Source organism: Streptomyces sp. NPDC002499, assembly GCF_053595415.1.
This window is the reverse complement of sequence record NZ_JBSFXO010000002.1, coordinates 567,058-593,226: the sequence shown is the minus strand read 5'-3', so window position 1 is coordinate 593,226 and position 26,169 is coordinate 567,058. Positions and strand designations below refer to the sequence as shown.

The 26,169-nt window shown below is 71.0% G+C and carries 24 protein-coding genes; 15 read left to right on the top strand and 9 right to left on the bottom strand.

Going from position 1 to position 26,169, the window contains the following annotated elements:
- Nucleotides 1-18 precede the first annotated feature (18 nt).
- Genes ACWD5F_RS07110 through ACWD5F_RS07100 form a run of 3 tightly spaced genes read left to right on the top strand, consistent with a single transcriptional unit; the run spans nt 19 to nt 2,079 of the window.
- Nucleotides 19-360, top strand: coding sequence for a hypothetical protein (locus ACWD5F_RS07110; protein ID WP_401715161.1), 342 nt, complete (start codon nt 19-21; stop codon nt 358-360).
- A complete protein-coding gene (locus tag ACWD5F_RS07105; RefSeq protein ID WP_451251896.1) occupies nt 353-1,300 on the top strand; it encodes a hypothetical protein in 948 nt (315 codons plus the stop codon). Before ACWD5F_RS07110 ends, ACWD5F_RS07105 begins: the two co-directional genes overlap by 8 nt.
- Nucleotides 1,297-2,079 (top strand): class I SAM-dependent methyltransferase, encoded by a 783-nt coding sequence (locus ACWD5F_RS07100; protein ID WP_451251894.1) that lies wholly within the window; start codon nt 1,297-1,299, stop codon nt 2,077-2,079. Before ACWD5F_RS07105 ends, ACWD5F_RS07100 begins: the two co-directional genes overlap by 4 nt.
- 28 nt (nt 2,080-2,107) lie before the next feature.
- On the opposite strand, the gene ACWD5F_RS07095 is transcribed toward ACWD5F_RS07100, so the two are convergent.
- The 3 genes from ACWD5F_RS07095 to ACWD5F_RS07085 form a co-directional block, all read right to left on the bottom strand.
- Nucleotides 2,108-3,454, bottom strand: coding sequence for an MFS transporter (locus tag ACWD5F_RS07095; RefSeq protein WP_451251892.1), 1,347 nt, complete (start codon nt 3,452-3,454; stop codon nt 2,108-2,110).
- Nucleotides 3,455-3,569: 115 nt separating this feature from the next.
- Complete coding sequence (locus tag ACWD5F_RS07090; protein WP_451251890.1) at nt 3,570-4,178, bottom strand: TetR/AcrR family transcriptional regulator; 609 nt, start codon at nt 4,176-4,178, stop codon at nt 3,570-3,572.
- Nucleotides 4,179-4,303: 125 nt separating this feature from the next.
- Nucleotides 4,304-5,809 carry a glycoside hydrolase family 3 protein gene (locus ACWD5F_RS07085; protein WP_451251888.1) on the bottom strand — a complete coding sequence of 502 codons (1,506 nt, stop codon included), beginning with the start codon at nt 5,807-5,809 and terminating at the stop codon, nt 4,304-4,306.
- Nucleotides 5,810-6,331: 522 nt separating this feature from the next.
- Here ACWD5F_RS07085 and ACWD5F_RS07080 point away from each other — a divergent pair.
- The 5 genes from ACWD5F_RS07080 to ACWD5F_RS07060 are packed head-to-tail and all read left to right on the top strand — an operon-like array spanning nt 6,332 to nt 11,636.
- A complete protein-coding gene (locus ACWD5F_RS07080; protein WP_401715149.1) occupies nt 6,332-7,396 on the top strand; it encodes a phytanoyl-CoA dioxygenase family protein in 1,065 nt (354 codons plus the stop codon).
- A complete protein-coding gene (locus tag ACWD5F_RS07075; protein WP_451251886.1) occupies nt 7,378-8,697 on the top strand; it encodes a DUF6271 family protein in 1,320 nt (439 codons plus the stop codon). The genes ACWD5F_RS07080 and ACWD5F_RS07075 overlap by 19 nt, the downstream gene beginning before the upstream one ends.
- The gene (locus ACWD5F_RS07070) at nt 8,694-9,878 is read left to right on the top strand and encodes a type III PLP-dependent enzyme (protein ID WP_451251884.1); all 1,185 of its coding nucleotides are present in this window, start codon (nt 8,694-8,696) and stop codon (nt 9,876-9,878) included. Before ACWD5F_RS07075 ends, ACWD5F_RS07070 begins: the two co-directional genes overlap by 4 nt.
- Complete coding sequence (locus ACWD5F_RS07065; protein ID WP_451251882.1) at nt 9,875-10,474, top strand: GNAT family N-acetyltransferase; 600 nt, start codon at nt 9,875-9,877, stop codon at nt 10,472-10,474. The genes ACWD5F_RS07070 and ACWD5F_RS07065 overlap by 4 nt, the downstream gene beginning before the upstream one ends.
- Nucleotides 10,452-11,636, top strand: coding sequence for an MFS transporter (locus tag ACWD5F_RS07060; RefSeq protein ID WP_451251880.1), 1,185 nt, complete (start codon nt 10,452-10,454; stop codon nt 11,634-11,636). The genes ACWD5F_RS07065 and ACWD5F_RS07060 overlap by 23 nt, the downstream gene beginning before the upstream one ends.
- A gap of 104 nt (nt 11,637-11,740) precedes the next feature.
- On the opposite strand, the gene ACWD5F_RS07055 is transcribed toward ACWD5F_RS07060, so the two are convergent.
- Nucleotides 11,741-12,517: a hypothetical protein gene (locus tag ACWD5F_RS07055; protein ID WP_451251878.1), complete on the bottom strand. Its 777-nt coding sequence runs from the start codon at nt 12,515-12,517 to the stop codon at nt 11,741-11,743.
- A gap of 114 nt (nt 12,518-12,631) precedes the next feature.
- Complete coding sequence (locus ACWD5F_RS07050) at nt 12,632-13,573, bottom strand: LysR family transcriptional regulator (RefSeq protein ID WP_451251876.1); 942 nt, start codon at nt 13,571-13,573, stop codon at nt 12,632-12,634.
- 70 nt (nt 13,574-13,643) lie between these two features.
- On the opposite strand from ACWD5F_RS07050, the gene ACWD5F_RS07045 reads away from it, so the two are divergent.
- Both ACWD5F_RS07045 and ACWD5F_RS07040 read left to right on the top strand, forming a co-directional pair.
- A complete protein-coding gene (locus ACWD5F_RS07045) occupies nt 13,644-14,531 on the top strand; it encodes an SDR family NAD(P)-dependent oxidoreductase (RefSeq protein ID WP_451251875.1) in 888 nt (295 codons plus the stop codon).
- Nucleotides 14,532-14,649: 118 nt separating this feature from the next.
- Entirely contained in the window at nt 14,650-15,579 is a 930-nt protein-coding gene (locus ACWD5F_RS07040; protein ID WP_451251873.1) for an SDR family NAD(P)-dependent oxidoreductase, read from the top strand.
- Nucleotides 15,580-15,670: 91 nt separating this feature from the next.
- Here the strand turns inward: ACWD5F_RS07040 and ACWD5F_RS07035 are convergent, their stop codons facing one another.
- A complete protein-coding gene (locus ACWD5F_RS07035) occupies nt 15,671-18,142 on the bottom strand; it encodes a BTAD domain-containing putative transcriptional regulator (RefSeq protein ID WP_451251871.1) in 2,472 nt (823 codons plus the stop codon).
- A 152-nt stretch (nt 18,143-18,294) separates the two neighbouring features.
- Here ACWD5F_RS07035 and ACWD5F_RS07030 point away from each other — a divergent pair, with 152 nt between their 5' ends.
- Nucleotides 18,295-19,176, top strand: coding sequence for an alpha/beta fold hydrolase (locus ACWD5F_RS07030; protein WP_451251869.1), 882 nt, complete (start codon nt 18,295-18,297; stop codon nt 19,174-19,176).
- A gap of 34 nt (nt 19,177-19,210) precedes the next feature.
- Here ACWD5F_RS07030 and ACWD5F_RS07025 read toward each other — a convergent pair whose 3' ends face one another.
- Entirely contained in the window at nt 19,211-20,146 is a 936-nt protein-coding gene (locus ACWD5F_RS07025) for an alpha/beta hydrolase (protein WP_451251867.1), read from the bottom strand.
- 215 nt (nt 20,147-20,361) lie between these two features.
- Here ACWD5F_RS07025 and ACWD5F_RS07020 point away from each other — a divergent pair, with 215 nt between their 5' ends.
- From ACWD5F_RS07020 to ACWD5F_RS07010, 3 genes are all read left to right on the top strand, one after another.
- On the top strand, nt 20,362-21,012 hold the full coding sequence (locus ACWD5F_RS07020) for a TetR/AcrR family transcriptional regulator C-terminal domain-containing protein (protein WP_451251865.1): 651 nt from the start codon (nt 20,362-20,364) through the stop codon (nt 21,010-21,012).
- A 62-nt stretch (nt 21,013-21,074) separates the two neighbouring features.
- The gene (locus tag ACWD5F_RS07015) at nt 21,075-22,376 is read left to right on the top strand and encodes a hypothetical protein (protein ID WP_451251863.1); all 1,302 of its coding nucleotides are present in this window, start codon (nt 21,075-21,077) and stop codon (nt 22,374-22,376) included.
- 108 nt (nt 22,377-22,484) lie between these two features.
- Nucleotides 22,485-23,549 carry a P1 family peptidase gene (locus ACWD5F_RS07010; RefSeq protein WP_451251861.1) on the top strand — a complete coding sequence of 355 codons (1,065 nt, stop codon included), beginning with the start codon at nt 22,485-22,487 and terminating at the stop codon, nt 23,547-23,549.
- Nucleotides 23,550-23,575: 26 nt separating this feature from the next.
- Here ACWD5F_RS07010 and ACWD5F_RS07005 read toward each other — a convergent pair whose 3' ends face one another.
- Together ACWD5F_RS07005 and ACWD5F_RS07000 are read right to left on the bottom strand one after the other, a co-directional pair.
- The gene (locus ACWD5F_RS07005) at nt 23,576-23,962 is read right to left on the bottom strand and encodes a signal peptidase I (RefSeq protein WP_451251859.1); all 387 of its coding nucleotides are present in this window, start codon (nt 23,960-23,962) and stop codon (nt 23,576-23,578) included.
- Between the two features lie 46 nt (nt 23,963-24,008).
- On the bottom strand, nt 24,009-25,223 hold the full coding sequence (locus ACWD5F_RS07000) for a glycosyltransferase (protein WP_451251857.1): 1,215 nt from the start codon (nt 25,221-25,223) through the stop codon (nt 24,009-24,011).
- 275 nt (nt 25,224-25,498) lie between these two features.
- Here ACWD5F_RS07000 and ACWD5F_RS06995 point away from each other — a divergent pair, with 275 nt between their 5' ends.
- Complete coding sequence (locus tag ACWD5F_RS06995; protein ID WP_451251855.1) at nt 25,499-26,083, top strand: hypothetical protein; 585 nt, start codon at nt 25,499-25,501, stop codon at nt 26,081-26,083.
- The last annotated feature ends 86 nt before the right edge of the window (nt 26,084-26,169 follow it).

Here is a 26,169-nt window from a genome sequence, read left to right as displayed (position 1 = left end):
CGTTCTGAAGGAGGCCGTGTGGTCGACGAGATCGCCGCCGCGGTACTGGGCTGCGGTGTGCTGTGCTGGCTGGTGTGGCGCGGATTCTTCACCGCTCCGGGCTCGTTCGGTTCCTGGGCCATGTTCTCCCACCTGGGCGCCTACCGGGCCCGGCTGCGGGACATCGACGACGACCGGCCGGTCAGTCCATGGACGTACGAGCTGCGCCACGACTACTTCAACACCGCTGACACACTGGGCCAGTTGGTGCGCTACCTCGAAGAGGAGCACGGCCGGCGCGTGGTGGGTGACGGCGTGGCTCTGGTGCCGTTCGGCTACGTCAGGATCGCGATCAGGCACGGCGAGGTGGTCCGTGCATGACGTGCTGTCGATCGCGGCGCCCGTCGACGGAACGGTGGCGGGCCCGTCGCTGTGCTGCTATCGCCTGATCCTCGGCGCGGCCCTGCTGTGGAAGATCACCGCGGACCATCTCTTCGGCATGGCACGGTACTTCGACCTCAACCCCAAGTCCCTGCTGCGCTGGCGGTACGAGCAGGACGAGATGGCCGTGAAGCTGCTGCTCAGTCCGACGGCCTTCAAGGTCTTCTACGCGGCCCGGGCGGTCGCGGCCGTGTGTCTGTTCGCGGGTGTGCTCACCCCGCTGGCCGCTGCGGTCGTGGCCGCCTGGTGCGTGTTCGAGTTCACCTTCGACCGCAAGTTCAACACCCTGTTCCTGGGCATGATGTGCCTCCCGTTCGTCTTCGCCCGGCAGGCCGACGCCTATCTGAGCCTCCAGTCGCTGCTGGACGCCCCGTCCCTGTCCGCGTTCCTCGAACCGCCCCGGATCCCGCCCGGCCTCAAGCCCTCCTGGCCGCAGGCGGCCGTGGTCGTGCTGATGTTCCAGGTGTACTGGAGCAGCACCTGGTTCAAGGCCGCCTCCCGCCAGTTCACCCGCGGGGACACCCTTCAGAAGACCTTCGAGCAACTGGCCACCGTGCACGCCGAGTCGCCGGACGTCCCGCGCGACTACTACTTCCCGGCCTGGTTCACGGAGCGCTTCGCCACCGCCGAACCGGCCCTGGCCGCACGCCGGTTGCGCGCGCCCTCACTGGCGACGATCGGCGTGGAGGCGGCCCTGCCCCTGCTGCTGATCTTTCCCGCCACCTGGGCGGTGGGCGCGGTCCTGGGCCTGCTCACGCACATCGCGTTCACCTCGATCCTGCCCAAGCGGCTGGTCCCCTTCGGCGTGGCCTCGGTGGGGACCTATCTGCTCTTCCTTCCTCAGCACACCTTCGTGACCTTGATCGGGGGACTGACATGACAGGCGACACGGTGCGTGCTCCCGTCGTCTTCGGGGAACGCGCGCGGTCCTACGACCGACTGCGCCCCGACTATCCCCCGGCCGCCCTGAGCGAAGCCCTCGCCACGCAGACCGGCGCCGTCCCCGGCAGCGCCCTCGACATCGGCTGCGGAACCGGCAAACTCGCCACCGCGCTGACCTCGCTGGGCCACCGGGTCATGGGCCTGGAGCCGGACCCGCGGATGGCGGCCGTCGCCTCGGCCAAGGGACTGGCGGTCGAGGTCGGCTCGTTCGAGGCGTGGGATCCCGGGGAGCGACGGTTCGACACGGTCGCGTGCGGCCAGGCATGGCACTGGCTGCGCCCGGGAGAGCGGACGGACAAAGCGGCGCGCTGTCTGCGCCCCGGCGGGCAGATCCTGCTCGCCTGGAACCTCGGCTCCCACCCACCGCTCGTCGGCTTCGGTCTGAACCGTGTCTACGCATCCGTCCTGCCGGACGGGCTGCCCACAGGCGACGGCGGCAGGGCGAACCTGACGGAGGCCGACATCGACGAGTACGCGGCGGAACTGCGCGCCCACGGATTCTCCTCCGTCACCAAGTCAGCCTTCCCCTGGCGGAGTTGCCTCACCTCGCAGGAGTGGTGCGAACTGCTGGGCACCGACAGCCGCCACCTGGCCCTGCCCAAGGCGGTCCGACGAACGCTCCTGCACAAGGTGGCCCGTTACCTCGACGCCGAGCACGGCGGCGAGGTCAGCCTCGACTACCGGTGTGTCGTCGTGACGGCGACCACGGCGGGCTGACCGCCCCCCTTTTTTTTGCAAGCCTCCGTCATGAGGTGATCCGGTCGTCCGGGTCGGCGTCGGGCAGGGCCTCCTCGGCCTCGCCAGGAGCCGTGTGCAGGAGGCGGACGGCCGGCACCACATGGTTGGCGACCGCCATCAGAACCAGACCGGCCGTGATGACGATCAGGGGCACGTCCACCCCGAACCCGTCCGCGAGCGCTCCGCACACCAGCGGTGCCGGCCAGCCGCAGCACATCGCGGCCAGGTTCATCGACGTGATGACGCGCGCGGTCAGCTCGTCCGGGACGACCGCGATCGCACGGCTGGCGAACACCACGTTCAGCGGCGTGACGAACACGGTGCTCGCGCCCAGGGACAGCGCGGCCAGCCACGGCCGGTCGGCGAGGAAGATCAGCCCCGCGACACCGCACGGGACCATCCACGAGACGAACAGCACGATCCGGTAGCCCGAGACCCGTTGGACGATCCGCCCGGCGGCGAGCGCGCCGCAGAGGGCACACGCGGTGGCGATCGCCTCGGCCGTGCCGATCGTCGAGGGCGAGGCGCCGTGGTCCCGCAGCGTCACGATGAACATGAAGCCGATGCCCGCGAACATCAGATTCGTGAGCGCGGACCACACCAGCGCGTACCGCAGGAACGTGTTGCCGCGGATGAACGCCAGGCCTGCGCCCAGGTCTTGAAGCAGCTTGGGACGGGAGCCGGGCCCGTCGTCCGAGTTGGCTGCCTCGGCCTCGGGTTCGCGGCTGACGTCGGGACCCAGCGGAGTACGCAGCAGCGCGGAGACGAGCGCGACCGCCGCGAAGGACACGGCGTCCGCGAGGAAGGGCGCCCAGCGGGCCAGGGAGAACAGCAGTCCGCCGAGCGGCGCCCCGCCCAACTGGGCGCCGAAGTCCCGGGCTTCGGCCCTGGCGAACGCGGCCTTGAGCTGCGACGGGGGCACGATCCGCTTCACCAGCGGCGCCGCGGCTCCTCTGAACACCGCCGATGCCAGGCCCTGTAACAGGGCCATGGCCGCGATCAGCGGCAGCCATACGTGGGTTGCGGCCACCATCCAGAAGACCGCGCCCATGGTGACCAGTTGGACGCTCGCGGAGCCGACCAGCAGGGCCCGCCGCGAATAGCGGTCGGCGGCCACCCCGGCGGGCAGCAGACCCGCCAGCAGACCGACGCTCGCACACGCGCCGACGGCCCCGGCAGCGGCGGCCGAACCGGCGGAGGCCAGGATCAGCAGGGGGAACGCCAGCGTGGAGACACTGGTCCCCAGCCCGGACAACGCGGTGCCGATCCACCAGAGGTTGTAATCCCGGTTCCGCCACAGCGGTGTGGGCTCGGGAGCCCCCTGAACACTCGGCTGCCCGTCCGCTTGGACCACGGGAGTCAGATTATCGCCGCACGCCGAAGGTTGTCGATCAGTTCGCGGTGTTCGTGGCGACAACTTCCGCACCACAAGGTCGAGTTGCCGTCCGGAGTGAGATGGCCGTCCGGAGTCAGACGGACCGCTCCTGCTGGAGCAGACCGTGTGCCAGGAGGCGGGTCAGGGCTTCGACCGCCGCGTCGCCCTCCTCCTCGCTCTCGGCGGGTGCCGCGAGCTGGCAGAACCGCTCGATCATCGCCACGACCGCGAGCGCGGTCAGCCGTGTGTCCCGGTCCGGGGCGGCGAGATCGCGCGCCTCGGTCACATGCGCGGTCCAGATGTCGACGTGCCGCGCCCGCATGTCCTCCCAGTGGGCGGCGAACTCCGCGCTGACCAGCGATGCCTCGTAGACGGCCGTCATCTCGGCGCGGTGGGCGCGGTAGGTGTCCCAGTAGGCGCGCACGTGTCCGCGGATGTCCTCGACCCCGTCGAGCGCGTGCGGTCCGCCGGCGTGCTCGGTCACGCGCTCGCGCAGAGCCGCGGCGAAGTCGTCGACGACCGAGCGCAGCAGGTCGTCCTTGTCGGTGAAGTACCGGTAGAAGACGCCGGCCGACTTGCCCGCCTCCGCCGTGATGTCGGCGATCTTCGTCGACAGGTATCCCTGGCGCGCGATCACCCGCAGGGCGGCGGCCTTGAGCTCGGCGGCCGAGCGCTCGCCTTTGGACGTCACGGGTGCGGGCATCGGCCCTCCTGCACTCTGGAGAACGGCAGAGAATGTGAATTCAGGTTCATTTATAGCACCTGATCCTCGCCCGGCCCGATGCACGTCCCGCCTGATGGCCGTGCCGCGCATGCACGTCCCGCCGTCTACCGCGCCCCCGTCAGCACCTCCGCCGCCGCCACCCCGGAGGCCGCCGTGGCCCCGTGGGTGAAGATCTGCACCGCTCCGCTGAGGCCGGCGCCCGGCAGGCCCATCTCCACCACGATCGCGTCGGGGCGCGCCGCGATGAGGTCGGCGAGGGCGTCGGCCATCCAGGCGTGCCGGGAGACGTCCCGCACCACGACGACGAGGGGGCGCCCCGCGGCGGGCTCCAGCGCGCACGCCCGCAGGGTCGCCGGCTGGAGTTCCTGGCGCTGCACGCGGACGGCGGTCGTGCCCGGCAGGCGCTCGCTCAGCGGAGCCGCCACGCCCCAGGGGGTCTCCTTGCCGATGGCCAGGTTGGTGGTGGGGGCGAGTTCCACGACGTGCGGGGCAGCGGAGAGCGGCAGGGTGCCGTTGACGGCTCCGGTCAGCCGGATGGCACGGCGGGCGGCCGCGAAGCCGATGTCCCCGCCGGCTGTGCTGCCGTCGTCGGCGTGGGCCAGTCCGGCCGACCAGGTGGCGAACTCCCGTACGCGCGCGGCGGCTTGCTCCAGTCGCTCCCGGGTGAGGCTCCCGTCGGCCACGGCGTCGACCAGGGCGCCGGCGAGCCGGCCGACCATCGACTCCTCGGCGTTCTCGCCGCCGACGCAGACCGCGTCGGCACCGGCGGCGACCGCTCGTACGGTCGCGCCCTCGATGCCGAACTGGTCGGCGACGGCGCCCATTTCGATGGCGTCCGTGACGATCAGCCCGTCGAAACCGAGCTCGTCGCGGAGCAGGTCGCCCAGGATGCGCGGACTGAGCGTGGCGGGCAGATCGGGATCGTACGCGGGCACGAGGAGATGGCCGCTCATCACCGCGCGCACGCCCGCGTCCAGGGCGGCCCGGAACGGCGGCAGGGCCTGGGTGACGATCTCGTCCCGGTCGGCGCCGTAGACGGGCAGGCCGTGGTGGGAGTCGACGGCCACGTCACCGTGGCCCGGGAAGTGCTTGGCGCAGGCGGCGACTCCGCCCGACTGAAGGCCCCGGATCCAGGCGGCGGTGTGCCGGGAGACGACCTTGGGGTCCGCCCCGAAGGACCTGACCCCGATGATCGGGTTGTCCGGGTTGGAGTTGACGTCCGCGCTGGGCGCGTAGTCCAGACTCACGCCGACGGCGCGCAGTTGGCGGCCCAGGTCGGCGGCGACCGACTCGGTCAGCTCGGTGTCGTCGACGGTGCCCAGCGCGAGGTTGCCCGGCCGGGTGGATCCGGTGGCGGACTCGATCCGGGTGACGTCACCGGCCTCCTCGTCGATCGCAATGATCAACTCGGGGTTCTCCGCGCGTAGTTGCCCGGTGAGCAGGGCGACCTGTTCCAGCGAGACGATGTTGCGGGAGAAGAGGACGACGGACGCCAGCCCGTCCCTGATCTCGCGCAGTACCCAGTCCGGGGCTTCGGTGCCCACGAATCCCGGTTGCAGAACGGACAGCGCCAGCCGTCGCAACTCCGTACTGTGCTTGCTGGAGACCATCGAGTGTGTTCGCCTTCCAGGTGACCGACTTGGTACAGACCAATCTCCGCCCAGGCTAGCCGCTCATGTCAAGAGGGTGCCTTGGTGCGCCCCGGGCGTCGCGCGCGACAGGGGTTTGCCCTGCCGTCGACTGTCCGCCCGCACCCTGTCGCGCATCCGTCCTCGGTCTGTCGTGGCCCCTTCAAGTCCCCGTGGATATCGCCGATTTGATGGCGACACGCGATCAACGGGCATGTTTGACACGGCCAGATGGTCTAGTCCAAATTGGTGGCACGCGAGTTCGAAGTGTGGCTGGTGCGGCGCGTGGTGCAGCAACCCTGTAGGCCGCCCGCCCTCCTTCGGGCCGTGCGGCAGCGCGCTGTTCGCCAGGCGCCGTCGCACGGCACCGGTGCGCGTCCGGATGCGGGTGTCAGGTGTGCAGACCGCCACACGCCCGCATTCCTGTGCCGCGGCCGACACCTCGCACAAGCGGTGGCCTCCGGCCGGTGGCCACCGGTAAGAGATCGAGGTCTGGAACACTGCATGCCCACGCCTGACCGTTATCTCCACCGTGCCGCTTCGCCCGTCCCCTACTTCAGCCCGGACGGCGAGATCTACCTCGCGCAGACCGCCTTGCGCGACCTGAAGAAGACCGTTCCCCTGCGCGTGCTGTCCGAGGCGGACTTCGCCTCCTGGCAGAACTACGGCTACGTCGTCGTGAAGCAGGCGATACCCGCGTCCGCCGCCCGCCAACTCGTCGACTTCGCCTGGGACTTCCAGGGGCTCGACCCCGAACGCCCGGACACCTGGTACGAGGAGCGGGAGTACCGCTCGGACCTCGACCGCGACCTGCACATCTACGGTTTCGTCGAGGCGTACCACCACCAGCTCATCTGGGACAGCCGCATGACCCAGCGGGTCTACGACGCGTTCGTGGACGTGTGGGACTGCGAGGAGCTCTGGGTCACCCTGGACCGGCTCAACCTGAACCCGCCCAACGTCAAGAACCGCTCCCGGGCCCTCATCCCGAGCACCGAAGAGGGCTTCGACATCGAGCTCCACTGGGACGTCGACACCACGCTCGGTGTACCGCCGCAGCGGGTGCAGGGGATCATCGCCCTCAACGACACCACCGCGGAACTCGGCGGTTTCCAGTGCTGTCCCGAGCTGTTCCACCGCTTCGACCGCTGGAAGGCGCTCCAGCCCGACGGCCGCGACCCGATCCGCCCGCGGATCGACCGCGCCGAATACCCGGTGGTGCGGCCCGAGTTGGAGGCCGGCGACCTGCTCATCTTCAACGGCATGCTGGCCCACGGAGTGGCCCCCAACACCTCGAAGAACGGCGTGCGGGCGGCCCAGTACCTGTCGATGATGCCGGCGCTGGAGACCCACCAGACGCTGCGGCGCTCCCGGGTCGACTCCTGGCGCACGCTCAGCACCCCGGAGTGGAACGCGACGCTGCTGGGCGACGCCCACAAGCACGAGTCGCTGCGCTACGGCAGGGCCACCCTCGACGAACTGGGCGCCAAGTTGCTGGGCCTCAAGTCCTGGAGTGGCGTGGAGCTGGACGACCCGGTCGGAGAAGCCGCATGCGCCGAATATGTCTGACCCTGCCCACCAACCGGCCCTGCTCGGCGACGATCGAGGCCATCGCCGATGAAGCGGCCTACGCCGTGGAGCACTTCGACACCGAGGTGCACCTGCTGATCCTCGACTCCTGCGACGCGCCCGCCCTCGCGGAGCACGCCGAGACGGTGCGCGGACTCCCGCAGGACCCGCGGATCGTCGTCCACCACCTCGACGAGGAGGGCCAACGTGCCTTCCTCCAGCGGACGATCGGCCGGGCCGCGGCCACCAAGCCCGACCTCCTGCTGGAGTTGATGCTCCCGGCGAAGCTGTCCTACGGGGCCTGCACCAACCGGGCGTTCCTCATCGCCGCCGCCCTCGGCTGCGAGTCCGTGCACCGCAGGGACTCCGACAGTCGCTACCAGACCCTCGACGGCGAGACCCTCTTCCCCGTCCACCACGAACTCACCTCGCTCGGCCGCCGTGCGGCCGACACGGCGTCCGACGTCACCGAGAACATGCTGGCCGAGCGGCACGCCGACAAGACGGTCTCGATGGTGGCCGCGTCCTTCGTCGGTGAACTCTCCGTCGACATCGGCGAGATCCTCGACATCGACCCCGGTGTCTACCACGACATGGTCAGCCTCTGGGCGCCCATGGAGTGGTCCGACGACCAGAAGAAGCAGCTGGTCGAGGAGTCCTTCCGGGGCGCCGGTACCGACCCGTTCGTCCAGGACCACTCGACACTGGCCCTGGTCGACCCGATGCGCGTCGACATGTGCAACATCAGCTTCCACGGGGTGCACGAACGCGTGCCGCTGCCACCGGCGACCGACACCATCGGCAGCGACTACTTCCTCATCCACCTGGTCCACGACGCGGCCCTGCCCGGTGTGCTGCACAACCGGCACATCGTCAACTACTACACGGGCGAACGCCGGACCGACGCCGGCTTCACCGCGTACCAGATGCGCTTCGTGAAGTTCCTGCTGTCGATGCTCTACTTCAACGTCGTCTACGACCGGATGGCCCAGGCGGGACCGGAGTTGGTCGACGAGCGGGGGCAGGTACGCGCGGCCCCGGTCGCCCGACTGGCCAGGGAGAGCGCCCTGCTCGACCGGACCGAGAACGTCCAGCGGCTGGACGCCCTCGACATCGCCTACCGCCAACTCGGCGGCAGGTACGCCGAGTTCGCCGACCTCCTGGCGGCGCGTCGCGAACGCCTCCTCGACGAGGCGCGCGGCGACATCGAGGACTTCGCTCTCCTGGCCGAGTCCTGGGAAGCACTGGTGGAGGCCGCCCGGCACACCCCGGTGCAGACGCCGACGGTGAGGCCGGCGTGAGCGCGGCCCAGGAGTCCGCCGCCCTCCGTGCCGCGCTCGTGGCGGCCACCGAGGACCGGATCGTCTTCGACCTCGGCGGAATCGCGGAACGCTACGAGACGCTCCGCCGTGAACTGCCCGATGTGCTCGTCCGGTTCGCGCTCAAGGCCTGTCCGGTCGACGAGGTGATCGCGTGCCTGGCACAGCTGGGTGCCGGGGCCGACGGAGCCAGCCCGCGCGAGTTGGAACAGGCACTGCGGGCGGGCATGCCGGTAGACCGCGTGCACTACGGCAACACCGTCAAGTCCGACCAGGACATCGCCGAAGCCCACCGCCTCGGCGTCGACACCTTCGCGACCGACAGCGTCGAGGACGTGGCGGCTATCGCCCAACACGCCCCCGGGGCACGGGTGTTCTGCCGTCTGGCGACCACCGGAGAAGGCGCCCTGTGGGGCCTGACCGGCAAGTTCGGCTGCTCGCCCGCCGACGCGGTGCGCGTGCTGGAGACGGCACGCGCGTCGGGTCTCACACCGGCGGGCCTGTCCGTCCACGTGGGCTCCCAGCAGATGACGGCGGACGCCTGGCACACCGCCCTCGAAGACCTGGCCGACGTCCTCGACGTCCTGGGCCGACGAGGGATCACCCTGGACCACGTCAACCTCGGCGGCGGCCTCCCGGCGCTCGGCTACCAGGACCGGTACGGCACACCGCTCGACCCGCCGATCGACAAGATCTTCGCCGTCATCCGTGAGGGCATGCGCCACCTCAAGGAGGTCCACGGCGAGCACCTCCGGTTCGTCATGGAACCGGGACGCCATCTCGTCGCCGACCACGGAGCCATCCGGGCCCGGGTGACCCGGCTGGCCGAGCGGCGCGGACCGGACGGCGAACCCCAGTACTGGCTCTACCTCAGCTGCGGGAAGTTCAACGGCCTGTACGAGATGGACGCCGTGCAGTACCGGCTGCACTTCCCCACTCACCCCGACCCCGAGTACGTGCCCGCCGTCGTCGCAGGCCCCACCTGCGACAGCGACGACGCCTACCCGAGCGACCAGGGACTCGTCCGCGTACCCAAGGACCTGGCCTCGGGGGACCCGGTCTGGGTGCTGTCCAGCGGTGCCTACGCGATGAGTTACATGACCCAGGGCTTCAACGGGTTCGACCCCCTGCCGTACACCGTGACGAACGAGAGGCGCCCATGAGCGACCTCGTGGACATCCGCCCCATCGCCGAGACCGACTGGGACGCCATCGTGGAGATGGAGGCCAGCGCGTACGACCGACTCGGCTTGACGGAAGGGCGCGAGGTGCTGCGCTCCCGGGCCGGCGCCTCGCCCGACCTGTGCTTCGTGCTGGACGTCGGCGCCCGCCCGGCCGGCTATCTGCTGGCGCTGCCCTACCCGGCCTTCCACTATCCCGACCTGGAACACACCCAGCCGGCGACGGATGCTGCGGGCTCGTCGCCCGACAACGTCCACCTCCACGACATCGTTATCACCGAGGGCCTCCGGGGCAGAGGCCTGGCCCAGCGCCTCCTCCACCACCTCGCCTCGACGGTCCGTTCGCGCGGCTACGAGCGGATCTCGCTGGTCGCCGTCGGCCGCAGCCGGACGTTCTGGTCGGCGCGCGGATTCACCGCACACCCCCGGGTCCGGCCCAGCGGCTACGGCACAGGCGCCGTCTACATGTCCAAGGCGGTGCCGGCCGACAGTGCCGCAACGCCCGAGCCGGCCGACGTCCCGCCGCGCGGTCCGTTCGCCCCGACGAAGCGAGCTGATGCGCGTGTTCCGTGTCCATGACCCCTTCGTACGCAGCCAGTTGGCCATCGCCGCACTCTTCTGCGCCCTCGGCTTCCAGTACGCCACCTGGGCCTCCCGGATCCCGGCCATCAAGGCGGACCTCGGGCTGACCCCGGCTGAGGTGGGCGTCCTGCTGATGGCGGCCGGAGTCGGCGCGGTGGCGTCCTTCCCGCTGGTCCCGGTGCTCATGAAGCGCCTGGGCTCGGCGCAGTTGGCGCTGCTGTCCACCGTGTGCCTGACCGTCGTACTCCTGGGCCTGGCGGCGGCGCCCAACTACCCGGTCGCCCTGCTGGTCATGGGTGTCGACGGCGTCTTCGTGGGCTGCCTGAACGTCGCCATGAACGCGCAGGGCGCCGCCCTGGAGGCACGGCACGAACGCAACACCATGGCCCGACTCCACGCGACGTTCAGCGGCGGCTCCTTGCTGGCGGCGCTGCTCGCCTCCGTCATGACCGCCGTCACCTCGTCGGTCGGGCTGCACTTCGGTGTCGCGGCCGTGCTCCTCGTCCTGCTCGGGGTCGCCGCACGCCCCGGTCTGCTCACCGACGACGCGCCGGCCGCCGAGGAGAAGGAGAAGAAGGGCCGCAGCAAGTGGACCCTGCCGTCCCGGATGGTGCTGTGGATGTGCGTCGCCATGGCGTTCGGCACCGTCACCGAGGGCGCCATGAACGACTGGTCCGCCCTCTACCTGAAGGAAGTGGCCAAGGCGTCCGCGGAGTTGGCGCCCCTGGGCATCGCCGTGGTCTCCGGCATGATGGTGCTCGCCCGCCTCTTCGCGGACGGCTGGCGCAGCCGCTGGGGGGACGGCCGGACCGTCCTGTCCGGCAGCGCGCTGGCCGCCGCGGGGCTGGCCTTCGCCCTGGTGGCCGGGGGAGTGGCACCCGCCCTCATCGGCTTCGCCTGTGTCGGCCTGGGCGTCGCGGCCGTGACCCCGTGCATCTACGTGGCCGCGGCGAAACAGGGCTCGGAGGCTCTGGCCCTGGTCGCCGCCATGGGCACGACGGGCCTGCTCGCCGGTCCGCCGTTCATCGGCTTCGTGGCGAACGCGAGCAGTCTCGTGGGGGGCTTGGCGGTTGTCGCGGCCGCCGCCGTGGTGGTGGCCCTGTGCAGCACGCAGATCCGCTGGACACCCGTGGTGGCCGACCGGACCCTGGCCGGCTAGTGACGCACCACCCGACCTGAGAGTCGACACCGGCCCCGCACCGAAGCCAAGGGTGCGGGGCCGGTCGCGTCGAGTCGGTGACGTAGAAGAGGCGCGTACGACGGTCAGTTCCAGCCGACGACCTTGAAGTCCGCGTTCACGAAGACGTGGTGCGGCCAGTTGACGCTGATGTTGTGGACCTCGTACTCACCGTCACTCAGCTGCACCACACGGTCGTTGACGCCACCGGGCACGACGGACTGCGCGGCCTGCACCGCCTTGTCGGCCGCCGTTCCACTGATGATCGTCCCCTCGCCCTCGGTGTAGTCCGGGATCTTGCCCACCGACTTGTCGGGCGACGGGGTGCCCTGCTGGAAGGGGATCACCCCGGCGGCTTCGGCGGCCGCCGCACCACCGTCGCCGTGCGGCTGGACGGTGACCTGTGTCGCCTCGACGGTCGCGCTGTCGACCGTGCCCAGCACGAGGACGCTCTCGTCCACCTTCACCACCTTCTCGGTGGCGGGTTTGGTGCCCTTCTCGTACGTGGTCGTGGACGTCTCGGCCACGGTCACCTTCACACCGGTCGCGGTCGTCAGCGTGAAGCCCGACGTGGACGTGGACGTGACGATGCCGGTCGCACCACCGGCGGCCGGTCCGGCCGCGGGGCCGCCGGTGGGTGCCGGGCTGGGCGTGTCCGCGACCGGGACGGCGGAGGAGGTCGATGCGGCGGACGTACCGGCGAATCCGGTCACCGCCAGGGCGACCGCGGTGAGCACCAGTGCGACCCCGGCGGCGAGCGGTACGCCGCTCTTCCTCGACAGGAACTGCTTGGCGCGCGCCCGGCGGTTTCGCGGTGGCGCCGACTCAATGGATGGCGCGTCTGTCGGGTCGTAGTCGTTCATCGTTGAACTCCTCGCGTGGGGCGATACGAGGATCCTGTGGTCCGTACCTACGAGGACGCTGTGCCCGCGATGAAGAACTCCTGACAAAGGCGCGTCCCGTGGGATCACGTGGGATCACGTGGGAGGTGAGGACGGGGCGGGCGGGTCGATGGCCAGGGCCGCCGCGCGGAGGGCGGCCGCCACGCGGTCGATCTGCTCGGACTGCGGGGTGGGGAGGCGGGCCAGGAGGAGGCGGCGCTGTTCCTGGGGGCCGCCGTGGACGGGGAGGACGCGGACGCCCGGTGGCGCGGCGGCGGCGAGGACGGCGGGGATCGTGGTCAGACCGCAACCGGCGGCGACGAGGTGCAGTTTGGCGAGCCAGTCGCGGGCGGTGTGGGCGATCTCGGGGCGCTCGTCCAGGCCGGGCCATACGCCCATCAGGCGGTCCTCGCCGGAGGAGGTGCTGGTGATCCAGCGCTGCCCGCGCAGGTCGGCCACGTCGACGAAGTCGCCGCGGGCGAGCGGGTGGGTGGCCGGGACCGCGAGCCGCAGGGCGCGCTCGGTGAGGGTCTGGAGCACGAGCGGGGGCGACTCGGTGTCCGGCGGGCGGAAGGGCGGGGCCGATCCCAGCAGGGCCAGGTCGAGACTGCCGGCGCGCAGGGCGCGTACCAGTGCCGGAGTACTGCCTTCCCGGCTGACGACGTGCAGACCTGGATCCGTGCGGCGCAGGGCGGCCAGCGCGGTCGGCAGTAGGACAGCACCCGCGCTGGGGAACCAGCCCAGCCGGACCGTCCCGGCCTGACCGGGCAGACCCGACAGTTCTCGCGCCGTCGCGTCGATCTCGTCGAGCACGACCGTCGCGCGGCGCATGACCACGCGACCGGCTGCGGTCAGCCGTACCCCGTCCCGGCGCCGTTCCAGCAGCTCGGCTCCCGCCGCCCGTTCGATCGAGGCGATCTGCCGGGACACCGCCGACTGCGTGTAGCCCAGCGACACGGCGGCCGCGGTGAAGGTTCCCTGCTCGGCGACGGCGCGGAAGACCCGCAGCGCGGTCAGTGACACATCCGTGAAGTCCATGATGAATACGCATACTAGCCTTGCGTAAGTTTCGTTGGACGCATGGCAGCGGGGTTCCTAGCGTGGACGTATGACCACTTCACGCATCGCCCTCGTCACGGGCGCCAACCAGGGACTCGGCCGGGCTCTCGTCGAAGGACTGGCCGCCCGGCTGGGTCCGGACGACCTCGTGCTGCTCACGGGCCGCAGCCAGGAGCGCGTCTCGGCTGCCGCCCGCGAGGTGGCCGCGCTGCCGGACACCCGCAGCCGTGTCGAGGGCCGGATCCTCGACGTCACTGACACGGAGGCCATCGCCGGACTCGCCGACGACCTCCGGGCCCGGTACGGCGGGGTCGACATCGTGATCTCCAATGCTGTCGCCCGGCTGCTGCCCGAGGAGTCGCAGTCCGCGCGGGCCGACGAGTTCATCGACGTCTCCAACACCGCGACCCACGCGATCCTGCGCTCCTTCGGCCCGATCCTGCGCCCGGCCGGCCGTGTCCTCGTGGTCGCCAGCAGCCTGGGCACCCTCGGCCACCTCGACCCGCGCCTGCACCACCTCTTCGACGGCGCGAGTCTCGAACAGGTCGAGTACGCCGTCGAGTCGTGGCGCGGTGCCATCCACCACAAGACGGCCGAAGAGGCTGGCTGGCCACGCTGGTTGAACGTGCCCTCCAAGGTCGCCCAGGTCGCCGCGGTCCGCGCGGTCGCCGCCGAACGACGCGAGCAGGACCTCGCCAACGGCACCCTGATCGCCTCCGTGTGCCCCGGCATGATCGACACCGCCACCTCGCGCCCCTGGTTCAGCGACTTCAGCGGCGCCCAGACCCCGGCCGATGCCGCCCGCGCCGTACTAGACCTGGTCTTCGCCGACGGTGTCGATCCCGCGCTCTACGGCGAGTTGGTCCGCTTCGGCAGGGCGCTGCGGTGGCACGACGGCGCGCCGCTGACGGAGCAGGACGGGCTGCTTACGCCGTGAACCGAGGGCGGGCCGGCACGTGCACGCTTCGGTACCCGCACGCGTCGGCCCCCGTTCGCTTCGGCGCATGGCACTGAGCACACGGCACAGCACTGAGTACACAGCAAGGAGTTCGTTCTTGAATGCCATCAGCACCCCCTTCGGCTTCTCCAGCACGGCCGCCGAGGTCGCGGCGGGGGTCGACCTCACCGGCCGCCGTGCGGTGGTTACCGGTGCCTCGTCAGGGCTCGGCGCGGAGACCGCCCGCGTCCTCGCCACGACCGGTGCGGAAGTCACTCTGGCCGTACGGGATGTCGAGGCCGGTGAGCGCGTCGCCAAGGACATCACCGCCGCGACCGGCAACCAGGAGGTGCGTGTCGCGCCGCTGGACCTGACCGATCAGGCGTCCGTGGCCGCCTTTGCCGCCGCCTGGCAGGGCCCGCTGCACGTCCTGGTGAACAACGCCGGCGTCATGGCCTCACCCGAGCAGTACACCGAACAGGGATGGGAACTGCAGTTCGCCACCAACCACTTGGGCCACTTCGCCCTCGCCACCGGCCTGCACGACGCACTGGCCGCCGACGGCTCCGCCCGCGTCGTCGTGGTCAGTTCTACCGGCCACCAGCAGTCGCCGGTCGTGTGGGACGACGTCAACTTCGCCTTCCGGCCGTACGACCCGTGGCTCGCCTACGGCCAGTCCAAGACGGCCAACGTCCTCTTCGCGGTGGAGGCGACCCGCCGCTGGGCCGGAGACAACATCACCGCCAACGCCCTGATGCCCGGGGCCATTTACACGAACCTTCAGCGCCACACCGGCGGTCGAGGCAGCGGAAGGGTTCCGGCCGACCTGATCAAGACCGTCGAACAGGGCGCCGCCACCTCAGTGCTCCTCGCCACCTCGCCCTTGCTCGACGGTGTCGGTGGCCGCTACTTCACCGACTGCAACGAGACCGAGGTCGTCGACCGCCGCTCCGGCACCTTGCACGGAGTCGCCCGTTACGCCGTGGACCCGGACAACGCGCGGCGCCTGTGGACCCTTTCGGAGGAACTGCTGGCCCAGGCGGAGTGAACCTCGGCCCTGGTCGGGTGAGCACCGGCCGGACGTACCTCAGCGGGAGGGGCCACGCCTTCCGAACGGTCGCGACGACTACGCGTTCCGATCAGAACAGGTGTCCTTCGTCGAGGGCCAAGTCGATGGCGTGTACGTGGTGCTGGACCGGGCCGAAGGAGACGAGGCCGCTGCCGGCTCCGGCCAACTCGGAGGCGGCCGGGGTGAGTTCGTCCCGTGCCCTGCGCAGGATCCGCTCGTGTCCGACCGCACCGGCCGCCCGGGCCAGGAGGCACCACATCGCCTCCTGGAGCAGGTCGTGCGGTGGCCGGGGCGCCTCGTCGAGTGCCTGGCGTGCCTCTTCGGTGGCGCCGGCGCCGGCCAACAGGAGGGGGCGGAGCCACGGTTGGTAGGGACCGGCCTCGAGTTCGGGGAAGTCGCCCGGGCCGGGCAGGCCGTTCCCGCGCATGAACGGGACGAGGGCGACCAGGGCCGGTGCCCCCTGGGCGAGACCGGGCATGCCGCTGTCCGCGGTCGCGGCCAGAACCTGCGTATACAGAGGATGGGCCGCCGACCAACCCTCGTTCTCGCAGGTGCGCAGGGCGCGGAACCAGGACGTGAACACCCTTGCCAGCGGCCGTTCATGACGGTGCGCCAGTCGATCGATCTCTTCGGCCTCCGCGTCCGCCGCGGTGAATTCGCCGAGTGCGGCGAGCGCCTGGAGGTGTACGAGACGTCCGAGGACCTCGTGACTGGGCAGGTCGTGGCCGACGGCCAGGTCGGTCAGTTCACGGCCGAGCGCCTCGCGGCCGGGGGCTCCACCGCAGTGACCGAAGGACTGCATGAAGGCGCCGTTGAGAGCGAACGCGAGCAGCCCGGGATCGCCGAGGCGACGAGCCAGGCGGACGGCTTCCTCGGCGGCGCGCTCGGCCCGGAGCCGCCATGGTTCGACCGCGGGGGGCTGGGCCCTGGCAGGACCGGCTCCGGCAGCCGTGACTCCGGCAGGTCCGATCGGGGCGGGCCCGTTGCCAGCAGGTTCTCCCCGGGCAGGTCGGCGATCGGCAGGTTCGATCGCCTGTGGGGTCGGTCTGTCGGCTGTGGCGTCCCGGCGCGACTCGACAGTGGCCTGGGCGGGTCCGCCGTCGGCAGGTCTTCCCTGGGCAGGTCCGCCGTCGGCAGGTTCTCCCGGGGCAGGTCGGCGACTGGCAGGTTCGATCGTCTGCGGGATCGGGACGTCGGCTGGGCCGTCCCCGTGCGACTCGACAGTGACTCGGGCGGGTCCGCCGCTGGCAGGTCTTCCCTGGGCAGGTCCGCCGTCGGCAAGTTCTCCCCGGGCAGGTCGGCGACTGGCAGGTTCGACCGCCCGCGGGATCGGTCCGTCGGCCGCGGCGTCCCCCCGCGACTCGACCGCGACGACCGACAACAGCCGGGCTCGCAGCGCCGGTGAATCGCCGGGAGTGAGCGCGGCGGCGGCGCGGGCTGCGGCCCGGGACAGTTCGCCCGCGGCGTCGGGATCGTCGGCGCGCGTCCACACGGCCGGCACGTCGTAGGAACCGATGATCCGGGCCGCCAGCTCGGCGTCGCCGGTCGCCTCGGCCGCCGCGACCACGTCCCGCCGGTGCTCGCGCGCCTCCTCCAGCCCATCGGCGCCGGTCACCGCGAGGTCTCGCAGCAGTGCGGCCGTGGCGTGCAACCGCGCCCGCGACCGGGTCGGCACCGCTCGTTCCCACGCGGCCGCCGCCCGTCCCCAGACCCCGTCGACGGCGCCGGAGGCCTCCGCCGACGCCGGGCTCCCCTTGAGGAGCTGCGCCTCGGCCCGAGCCAGTGCGGGGCCGGGTTCGATGCCGAAGCTTTCGGCGAGGGTGTGCCGGGCCCGACGCAGCGCTTCCAACGCGTCGCCGCGCCGCCCGGAGCGCTCCAGAGCGGTGGCCAGCAGTACCCAGCCGTCCTCCCGCCAGGGGTGCGCGACGACATGGGCCTCCAGGTCCACGGCCGCCTCGCGGGCGCCACCGGTCGCCAGTAGGGAATCCGCGCGCCGCTCGACCGAGTGCAGCCGCAGCGCCTCCAGCCGGGCCTGTTCGGCGGCGGCCCATCGGACACCGGGGAAGTCGGCCAGCACCGGGCCCCGCCACAGCCCGAGCGCCTGGTCCCACAGCGCAATCGCCGCATGCGGCGCCGCTGAGTCGGCCCGGGCCACCGTGTCCTCGAACCGCCACGCGTCCACCACGTCCCGGCCGGCGTGCAGCACATAGCCGGGACCCTGGGTCACCAGCAGCCTGGACGCCTGCCTCGGGGCGCGTTCCGGCTCCAGGGCGCGGCGGAGTGCGGCGACAAAGGTGCGCACCGCGCCGACGGCACCGACCGGAGCGTCCCCGTGCCCGCCCCTGTGCCCGCCCCCATGCACATCCGTGTCCGCGTCTTCCCACAGGTCCGCCACCAGTCGGCCGACCGGCACGACACGGTTGCGCGCGATCAGCAGCCGGCCCAGGACCTCCCGGTGCCGTGGCGCGCCGAGCGCGACCGGATCGCCGTCCGCGTCCCAGGCGGCCACCGGCCCCAGCAGTCCGAACCGAACACCATCCACCGCACGGCCCTCCTGCGGGCCCCGCCGTCCCGGCGTGCCGCTCGTCCACTCATCGATCGCTGATCCGGGGCCCGCACTCTGGACCGCGTCCCCGGTCGTGCCGGACCACCCGGCCCGTCACGACCACCCTGCCACGAGCGCTTGGAGCTGCTGTGACACCCCTGAGCATCCCCGGTTTCGACGTCCACCGCGTCCCGGTCGACGACGGCGTCGCCCTGCACGCCGCCGTCGGCGGCACCGGCAGTCCGGTCGTGCTGCTGCACGGCTTCCCGCAGACCCACCTCATGTGGCGGCATGTTGCCGCCGACCTGGCGGCGGACCACACGGTCATCTGCCCGGACCTGCGCGGATACGGCGCCAGCGACAAGCCCGCCGAGACCGGACCCGACGTCTACTCCAAGCGCACGATGGCCCGGGACGTCGTACGGCTGGCGGCGCGGCTCGGGCACGACCGGTTCGCCCTGGCGGGCCACGACCGCGGCGCCCTCGTCGCCTTCCGGGCCGCGCTGGACCACCCGCGAACCGTGTCCCGCGCGATCTTCCTGGACGTCCTGCCGACGCTGGACATGTGGGACGCCCTGCACGGCGCCTCCGCGGCCGTCGGCTTCCACCTCTACCTGATGGCCCAGGCCCCCGGCCTGCCCGAGCAGATGATCGAGGCCTCCGCCGACGCTTTCTTCGGGCACTTCCTGGACGCCTGGGTGAGCGACCCGGCCGCCGTGCCCGCCGACGTCCGTCGCCACTACCTCGACGCGTGCGCCGCGGCCGTACCGTCGATCGTCGCCGACTACCGCGCCTCCGCGGGCGTCGACGTGGACCACGACACCGCCGACCGTGCGGCCGACAACCAACTCACCATGCCCGTCACCGTCCTTCAGCAGGACTGGGGCGCCGCCCTGGGCTACGACGCGGCGGGACTGTGGCGGGCCTGGGCACCGGACCTGCACCACCGCACCGTCTCCTGCGGGCACTTCATGGCGGAGGAGGACCCGAAGCTGATCGCGGCGGAGATCAGGGCGCTCGCCGATCGCTGACGGCGGGCGGGCCGTTCTCCTCAGCTATCCCTAGCTATCCCTGGCGCTCCGAGGCTCCGATGCCGTGGGCGAAGGCCGTCGTCCAGGCCTCCACGGCTTGGCGGCTCGCCCGCGCCGAGGGGGCCAGGACGTCGAACATGTGCGGCAGTCCGGGCACGAGGTGGAGCTCGACGGAGGTGCCGGCCGCGCTGAGCCGGGAGGCGAACTCCAGCGCTTCGTCCCGTGCCGGATCGATGGCCGTGACCATGATGTACGTCGGCGGCAGGTTCCGCAGATCCTTCGCGCGGGCCGGTACGGCATAGCCGGCTTCCGGGTCGTTCTCCTGGAGGTAGAGCTCCCAACCGGCCGCCGCTCCCTGCCGGTTGAAGAGCTTGGGATCAGTGATGGTGCGGGCCGACTCGGTCTCCAGTCGGTCGTCGAGGACCGGGTATCCCAGGTAGAGGTACCTGATGTGCGGACCCTTGCGGTCGCGTGCGGCGAGCGCCACGGCCGCCGAGAGAGCGGCTCCGGCGGAGTGTCCGCCCAGCGCCACGCGCGAGACGTCGAAACCCAGGGCCTCCGCCTCGTCGACCACCCAGCGCAGTGTGGCGTAGCAGTCGTCGAACGCGGCGGGGTACGGATTCTCCGGGGCGAGCCGGTAGTCGGGGGCGACGAGGGCGATACCCAACTCCGCGGCCAGCCGTCGGCACGTGGCGTCCTCGGCGTTGGGCCCGCCGATCACGAACCCGCCTCCGTGGATCCAGACCGCCACCGGCAGGGGAGCGGTGCTCCTGTTCGCGGGTGTGTAGAGCCGCAGGCTCAGCGTGTGCCCGTCCACCGGGATCGCGCGGTCCTCGACGTTCACCTCGTCGTCGGACCTGCCGTCGCCGCTGGCCGCGCTGAGCGCGATGCGGGTTCCCTGCACATCGGCGAACACGTTGTTCTCGGGCAGCGACTCGTACACGGGAAGAAACTCGGCATCCAGGAACACGACCGACTCCTATCTCTCTTGTCCACTGAACAATACGGATCTCTTGTCCAATGGACAATTGGGGCGAGTGAGGCCTGCTCAGGGCCGGTATGGCGGCGGTACGGAGGTGGTGCGGCGGCGGAATGGCGGCGGGTATGGAGGCGGTGCGGCGGCGCTATATTGGCCGCTGGACAAGAGGGTCGTGACGCAAGTCGCAGTCGTGAAGGTAGGCGTGCATGGGCATCAGCCGCGCAGCGGTCGTCGACGCGGCACTCGACGTGCTCGACGAGCAGGGCCTGGAGAAGGTCACCATGCGCGCCGTCGCGGACAGGCTGGGCGTGCAGCACAACACCGTCCGCTGGCACGCGGAGAACAAGCAGCGGCTGCTCGTGCTCATGTCTGACGCCGTCCTCGCGGGACTGGACCTGGCCGCTCTCCCCGCTCAGTGGGAGGACCGGTTCCGTGCCCTTGCCCGCTGGTACCGCAAAGCCCTCCTGGCCCATCGCGACGGCGCGCGCCTGGTCTCGGGGATCGCGACGACGGAGACCAATACGTACCGGTTGGCCGACACGGTGATCCAGACGCTCCTGGACGCGGGTTTCCCACCGCGAACAGCGTCCTGGGCAACCTGGACCGTGTCCTACCTGATCCTGGGCATCACACAGGAGCAGCAGGCTCAGTCCGCCGACGCGACGGTGCCCACGACAACGACCACGACCGCGCCCGACCCCGTGCTCGACTTCGACGGCGAGGAGTTTCCGGCCCTGCGGAAGGCTTCCGGCCATGTCACGTCCGGCACCTTCGACGAACGCTTCGAGTTCGCACTGGACATGCAAGTGACGGCTCTGCAGGTGGAGTTGGCCAAGTCGGCCCGTACCGGCTCCTAGGGAGCGCCCGCGAAGTCCCGTTGGGGACGGGCATTGTCAGTGGTGCTCCCTACGCTGTTCGCATGACTTCGATGGTGCGTACTCCGGTCGACGGCGAGGTGTATGTCCACCACTCGCAGCTCTACGTCGAGAGCGACCCGGACAGTCTCGGGCCCGGCCTGGACGAGGCGTTCGCGGGGCAGAGCGGTGGGCTGTGCGGCGCGGCGATTCCCGGCACGCTCTGGCTGACGACGGGTCTGCACACCGGGCACGTCGGGTTCACCGTCGAAGTGCACGCCGCGGAGCCTCTGTTGGACGATGTGTGGGAAGACGTCGTGGAGGTTGCCTTCCACCCGTTGTCGCACCGGACGGTCCTCAACGAGTGGGCCGGAGGGGGAACCTGGGACCTCGGCCTGGAGGAGAACGACTACCGCGTGCGCTACTGCACTCTGGGCATGGACCGGGCCCGGGACGTGGACACGCGCATGGCCGACGAACCCCACGTCGACCGCTATCTGTTGCAGTTCTGGCCGGCCCCGCCCGCACCGGACCGAGTGATCCGGCAGACCGCGGCGATCGCCGCCTACTGGCACGACTACGCCCGAAGCCAACCGCCCCCGCCCACCCCTGCCGAACGGGCGGAGGCCGAACGCGCTGCCCGCCTCGCCGAGGAGCAGGCCGAACGTGCGCGCCGACTCGCCTACGAACGATGGATCTGGGGCGATCAACTCCCCAGCCCCGCGCTGCGAGCTGTCGGTGGCAACATCCGCGGTCTGCTGCGCTACGACGCTGCCCTCGTGCACGCCATCGACGCCGCAGAACCCGAAACCCAGCGCACGATCGCCCTGTTGGCGGCCCGGCGCGCCTGCACGGCCGCCGGCCTCGCCGACCTCGAGTGGATCGCGTCCGCCCTGACGGCGTTGGCGCGGAGGGAGCCGCTGCCGCCCCCCTTCGACGACGAGTCCCGCATGTGGCGGACGCTCATCGACGACCCGCGCGTTCCGGACCGGACGGTCACCAGGGCCGTCCCACCTCAGCGGCCGGTCTTCCGCCCGCCGGTCAAGCCTGGAGCCCAGCCCGCCCCGGAACCGCAAGTGGCGCCCGGGCAGCACCCGATGACGGGACCTCTGGCGGCCAGAGCATATGTGGCTCAAGGCCAGCAGACGCGGCACGTGTCGCTCAGCGCACATCTCACAGTCGGCACCCCGGATCCTTCGGTACCGGTGTCGCAACCGCACATGGCGCTCCCCGCCGTGACCGGCGCCGGCGAAGCGGATCCGCTCCAGGCCGCCCTCGACGCCGTGTTCGCGGCGGTGGCCACCTACGGCTCGGAGTACCCCACGCTTCTTGAGGAGGTGTGGTCCGTCTGTGGGGGGCGCCCGTAGTCGTCACGGCGGGACGTGTGTGGGGGCGGGGGACATCCATAGACATCACGGCAGGACGGGCGCGAGGGACAGACGTAACCACGCCGCCGGCGTCGATAATCTCCGGACATGCGCGCACCCGTCCCAGATGCCCCGCCACCCCCACCCTCTGCCCCACGCAGAGCCCGAGACCTCGGCCTCGTCATCGGGGACGGTCCCACCGGTGAGCACAACGCCCTCACGGACGTGCCCGGTATCCGTGTCGGGCACACCACGCTGGTCCGTCCGCCGCGGGTGCACAGCGGTGTGACCGCGATCGTGCCGGACGGGGTGGGACCGGGCCGTCCAATGCCGGCCGGGGTGTTCGCGGGCAACGGCTACGGCAAGCTGATCGGCGCCACGCAGATCGCCGAACTCGGCGCGCTGGAAACGCCGGTGCTGCTCACCTCGACCTTGTCCGCGTTCCGTGTGGCGGATGCCCTGGTGGGCTGGCTGTTGGAGCAGCCTGAGGGAGCGGGCGTACGGAGTCTGAATCCGGTGGTGGGGGAGTGCAACGACGGGTTGTTGTCCGACATCCGGTCGCGTCCTGTCCGTGAGGAGCATGTCCGTGCCGCGCTCGAATCCGCGTCGGGCGGGCCTGTGGCCGAGGGATGTGTCGGCGGGGGCACCGGGCTGACGGCCCTCGGGTTCAAGGCCGGTATCGGTACGTCGTCGCGGCACGTGTCCCTGACGGGGACAGACGTGACGCTCGGGGTGCTCGTGCAGGCCAACTTCGGCGGCACGTTGAGGGTGCGGGGCCGGACGCTCACCCCCGCCGATGTGGGTGTTCCGGTGGTGGAGGCCGGCCCCGAGGTGGGGTCGTGCATGGTCGTGGTCGCCACCGACGCGCCGCTGGACGCACGGCAGTTGACCCGACTGGCGCGCAGGGCCGTCTACGGGCTGGCCAGGGTCGGCGCCGGGTACGGCCATGGCAGCGGGGACTACGGACTCGCCCTGGGGACCCGCCCCTTGGGCACGCCTGCCGGGCCCGCCGTGGTGCCCGACGACCGGCTCGACCCGCTCTTCACCGCCGTACTCGACGCGGTGGAGGAGTCGGTGCTCAACTCGCTGCTCATGGCCACCACGACCACGGGTCCGGACGGCGATACGCGGCACCCGCTGCCGGCGGCACCGCTCTTGGCCCTGCTCGGCTGATCGGCAGTAGGGCCGTTCATTCGGCTTTACGAACCCGTCGGCACTTCGTCGTGCGGTACGGCGTATCCCGGGACGGACGGCCATCGCACGGTGAGTACCACCGACTCCTCCTCCGCGACCCAGGAGTGGTCAACTCCCCGGCCCCAGACGACATAGTCGCCCTGTTCCTCCAGCAGCACGCTGCGGCCGGGGAACTCCATCCGGAAGCGACCTGTGACGAGGACGAGGAGAGCGGTACGCACTTCGCCCTTCACCCACTGCGCTCGCTGTTCGCCGCGTGGGTGGACGCCCCATTTGACCTCCAGGGCGTCGCTGTGGCGAGGATCGCCCTGCTCCTTGAAGTGACCGAGCAACCAACCCCGGTCCAGCGCGGCGTCCTTGCCCGCGTTGCCCACATACACGCCGTCGTCCATGCGCCCGAACGCTAGCAGCAGGGCCAGCGCGTCGGTCGCGAGGTGATCAGCTCTTCCGGACCAGGGCATCGTGCAGCCGGCTCGCGGCCACCGCCGCTCCGTCGGTACGGAGCTTGCCGCTCAGGGACTTGGCACGCGCCCGGGTCTCAGGCGCCAGGGCCGTCTTGACCGCGACGTTCAGCGACTCGTCGGTCAGCGTCGGACCGTCGAGTGCCGCGCCGATGTCCAGGTCCGCCACCTGGCCGGCCCAGTACGGGTTGTCCGCGAGGCGGAGAGGTACCACCACCTGCGGCGCTCCCGCCCGGGCGGCCGTCAGCGTCGTACCCGCGCCGCCGTGATGCACCACGGCGGCCACCCTGCCGAACAGGCTTTGGTGGCTGACCTCACCGATGGTGAAGCAGTCGTCGCGGTCGTCGGCCAGGTCCAGGTCCGCCCAGCCGCGGGAGACGAGCACGCGACGGCCTTGTCCGCGGATCGCCTCGACGGCCCTGCGGGCGATGTCCGGCGCCGGGCGCATGCTGCCGAAGCCCACGTAGACCGGCGGTTCGCCTGCGTCCAGGAACGTCTCCAACTCGGCCGGGAGCGGGCGTTCGTCCGGCAGGCTCCACGCGCCCGTCTGGATCACCTCGAGGCCCGGGGTCTCCCGCCACGGTCCCAGGACCGGGTCCGCCGCCAGCCAGGGCCGGTCGCTGTAGACGTGGTCGCGGACGTTGTCCACCGCCGGCAGACCGAGCGATGCCCGGTGGTCGTTGAGCGGCTCGGCGAACTGCGCGTTCACGTTCCGGGCGTCCAGCTCCCACAGCGTCCGGTTGTCCGTCGCCTCCGGCTCCGGCCAGCCCGGCCGCGGCGGCGGCGCGTGGTACGGCGACGGCAGGTTGACCGCCGAGTAGCTCGCGTACACGTACTGGATACCCGCGGCCTCGGCCACGGACCGCGCGGCGATCTGCGCCAGGCCGGCCGCCACCAGCGCGTCACATCCGTCGGCCGCCCCCGGGAAGACGTCGAACTGCGTGGTGACCATCTCGGTCCGGTACCGGGCCAGTTCCGCCGCCGACGGCAGAGTCGTCCCGCGCATCAACTCCCGTACCGGCGGCCCGACCGGCACCAGTTCCATGCCGAGGCCTGCCAGGCGCTGAGCGAACTCCTCGTCCGGCGGGGCGCACATCCGCACCTCCACGCCGAGCTCCTGGAGCCGCACCGCGAGTGCCACCAGCGGTTCGACATCGCCACGCGTTCCGTAGGTGGACAACAACACCCGCATTCGGCGCCCTCTTTCGATCTGTCGTCTCAATCGGGCAGCATACGTCGCGCTGTCCAGGGGCACGATCAAGTGGGCGTCGTCGCAACGGAGTTGGAGGCAGGACGACACCGGACAGCGCCGGTTCCCGATCGTCGACACAAGCTGAGGGCCACGCAATGCGGAGTTCGACTGTGCCCGTTCCTGACGTTTCGATCATATTGCCCTGCGCCGGATTCGGAACACGCTTCAGGGCGCCCTACTCGAAGGAACTGCACTGTCTGGCTCCCGGAGTCACTGTGCTGGACCGCAGTCTGGAGGCTGTTGTCGAACTGGCCAAAAGCGGACTCAACGTGCGTGTGGTCGTCGTATTCGGGACGCACAAAATGGACACCGTGAGTTATCTCGTGCGCTACACCGAAATCTTTCAAATGGTCTTTGTCCACCAAGACCAGTCATTTGAACCGGATCTCGACGGTGCGATCCGGGTTGCCCTGCCGATGACGCAGGGGCCGGTCGCCCTCGTCCTTCCTGACATCGTTGTCTCCGGCGCGGGCAGTTCGGGCAGTCTGCTCGCCGCGGTGCGACAGACAGGGGTGTCGGGCTGGAGCGTGGTGGCCGCCGAGGAACGGGATCCGGATACGTTGCGGCAGATGGGAGCGCTGGCCGTGGTCGAGGGGGAGGGGGTCGCGAGAGTCGAGGCGGCCACCGACAAGCCGACGGATCCCTCGGCCTTCAACGCGTTCTGGGGCATGGTGGCGGTCGCCGAGGAGGAGGCGCACCGGCTGCCCGAAGTGGTGAGCAAAGGGGCGGACAGTCCACTTCCCGGCGCGGTCGCGCTCATGGTGGAGCGAATTGTCAACTACAACACGGCAGCGGGCTGACTCTCCATGGGTCCCCTTTTGGGTGCAACACCTCCATGGGGATCTCCGGAATGTCAAGTGTTGACATGTCCTGAGCCCGTGATCGA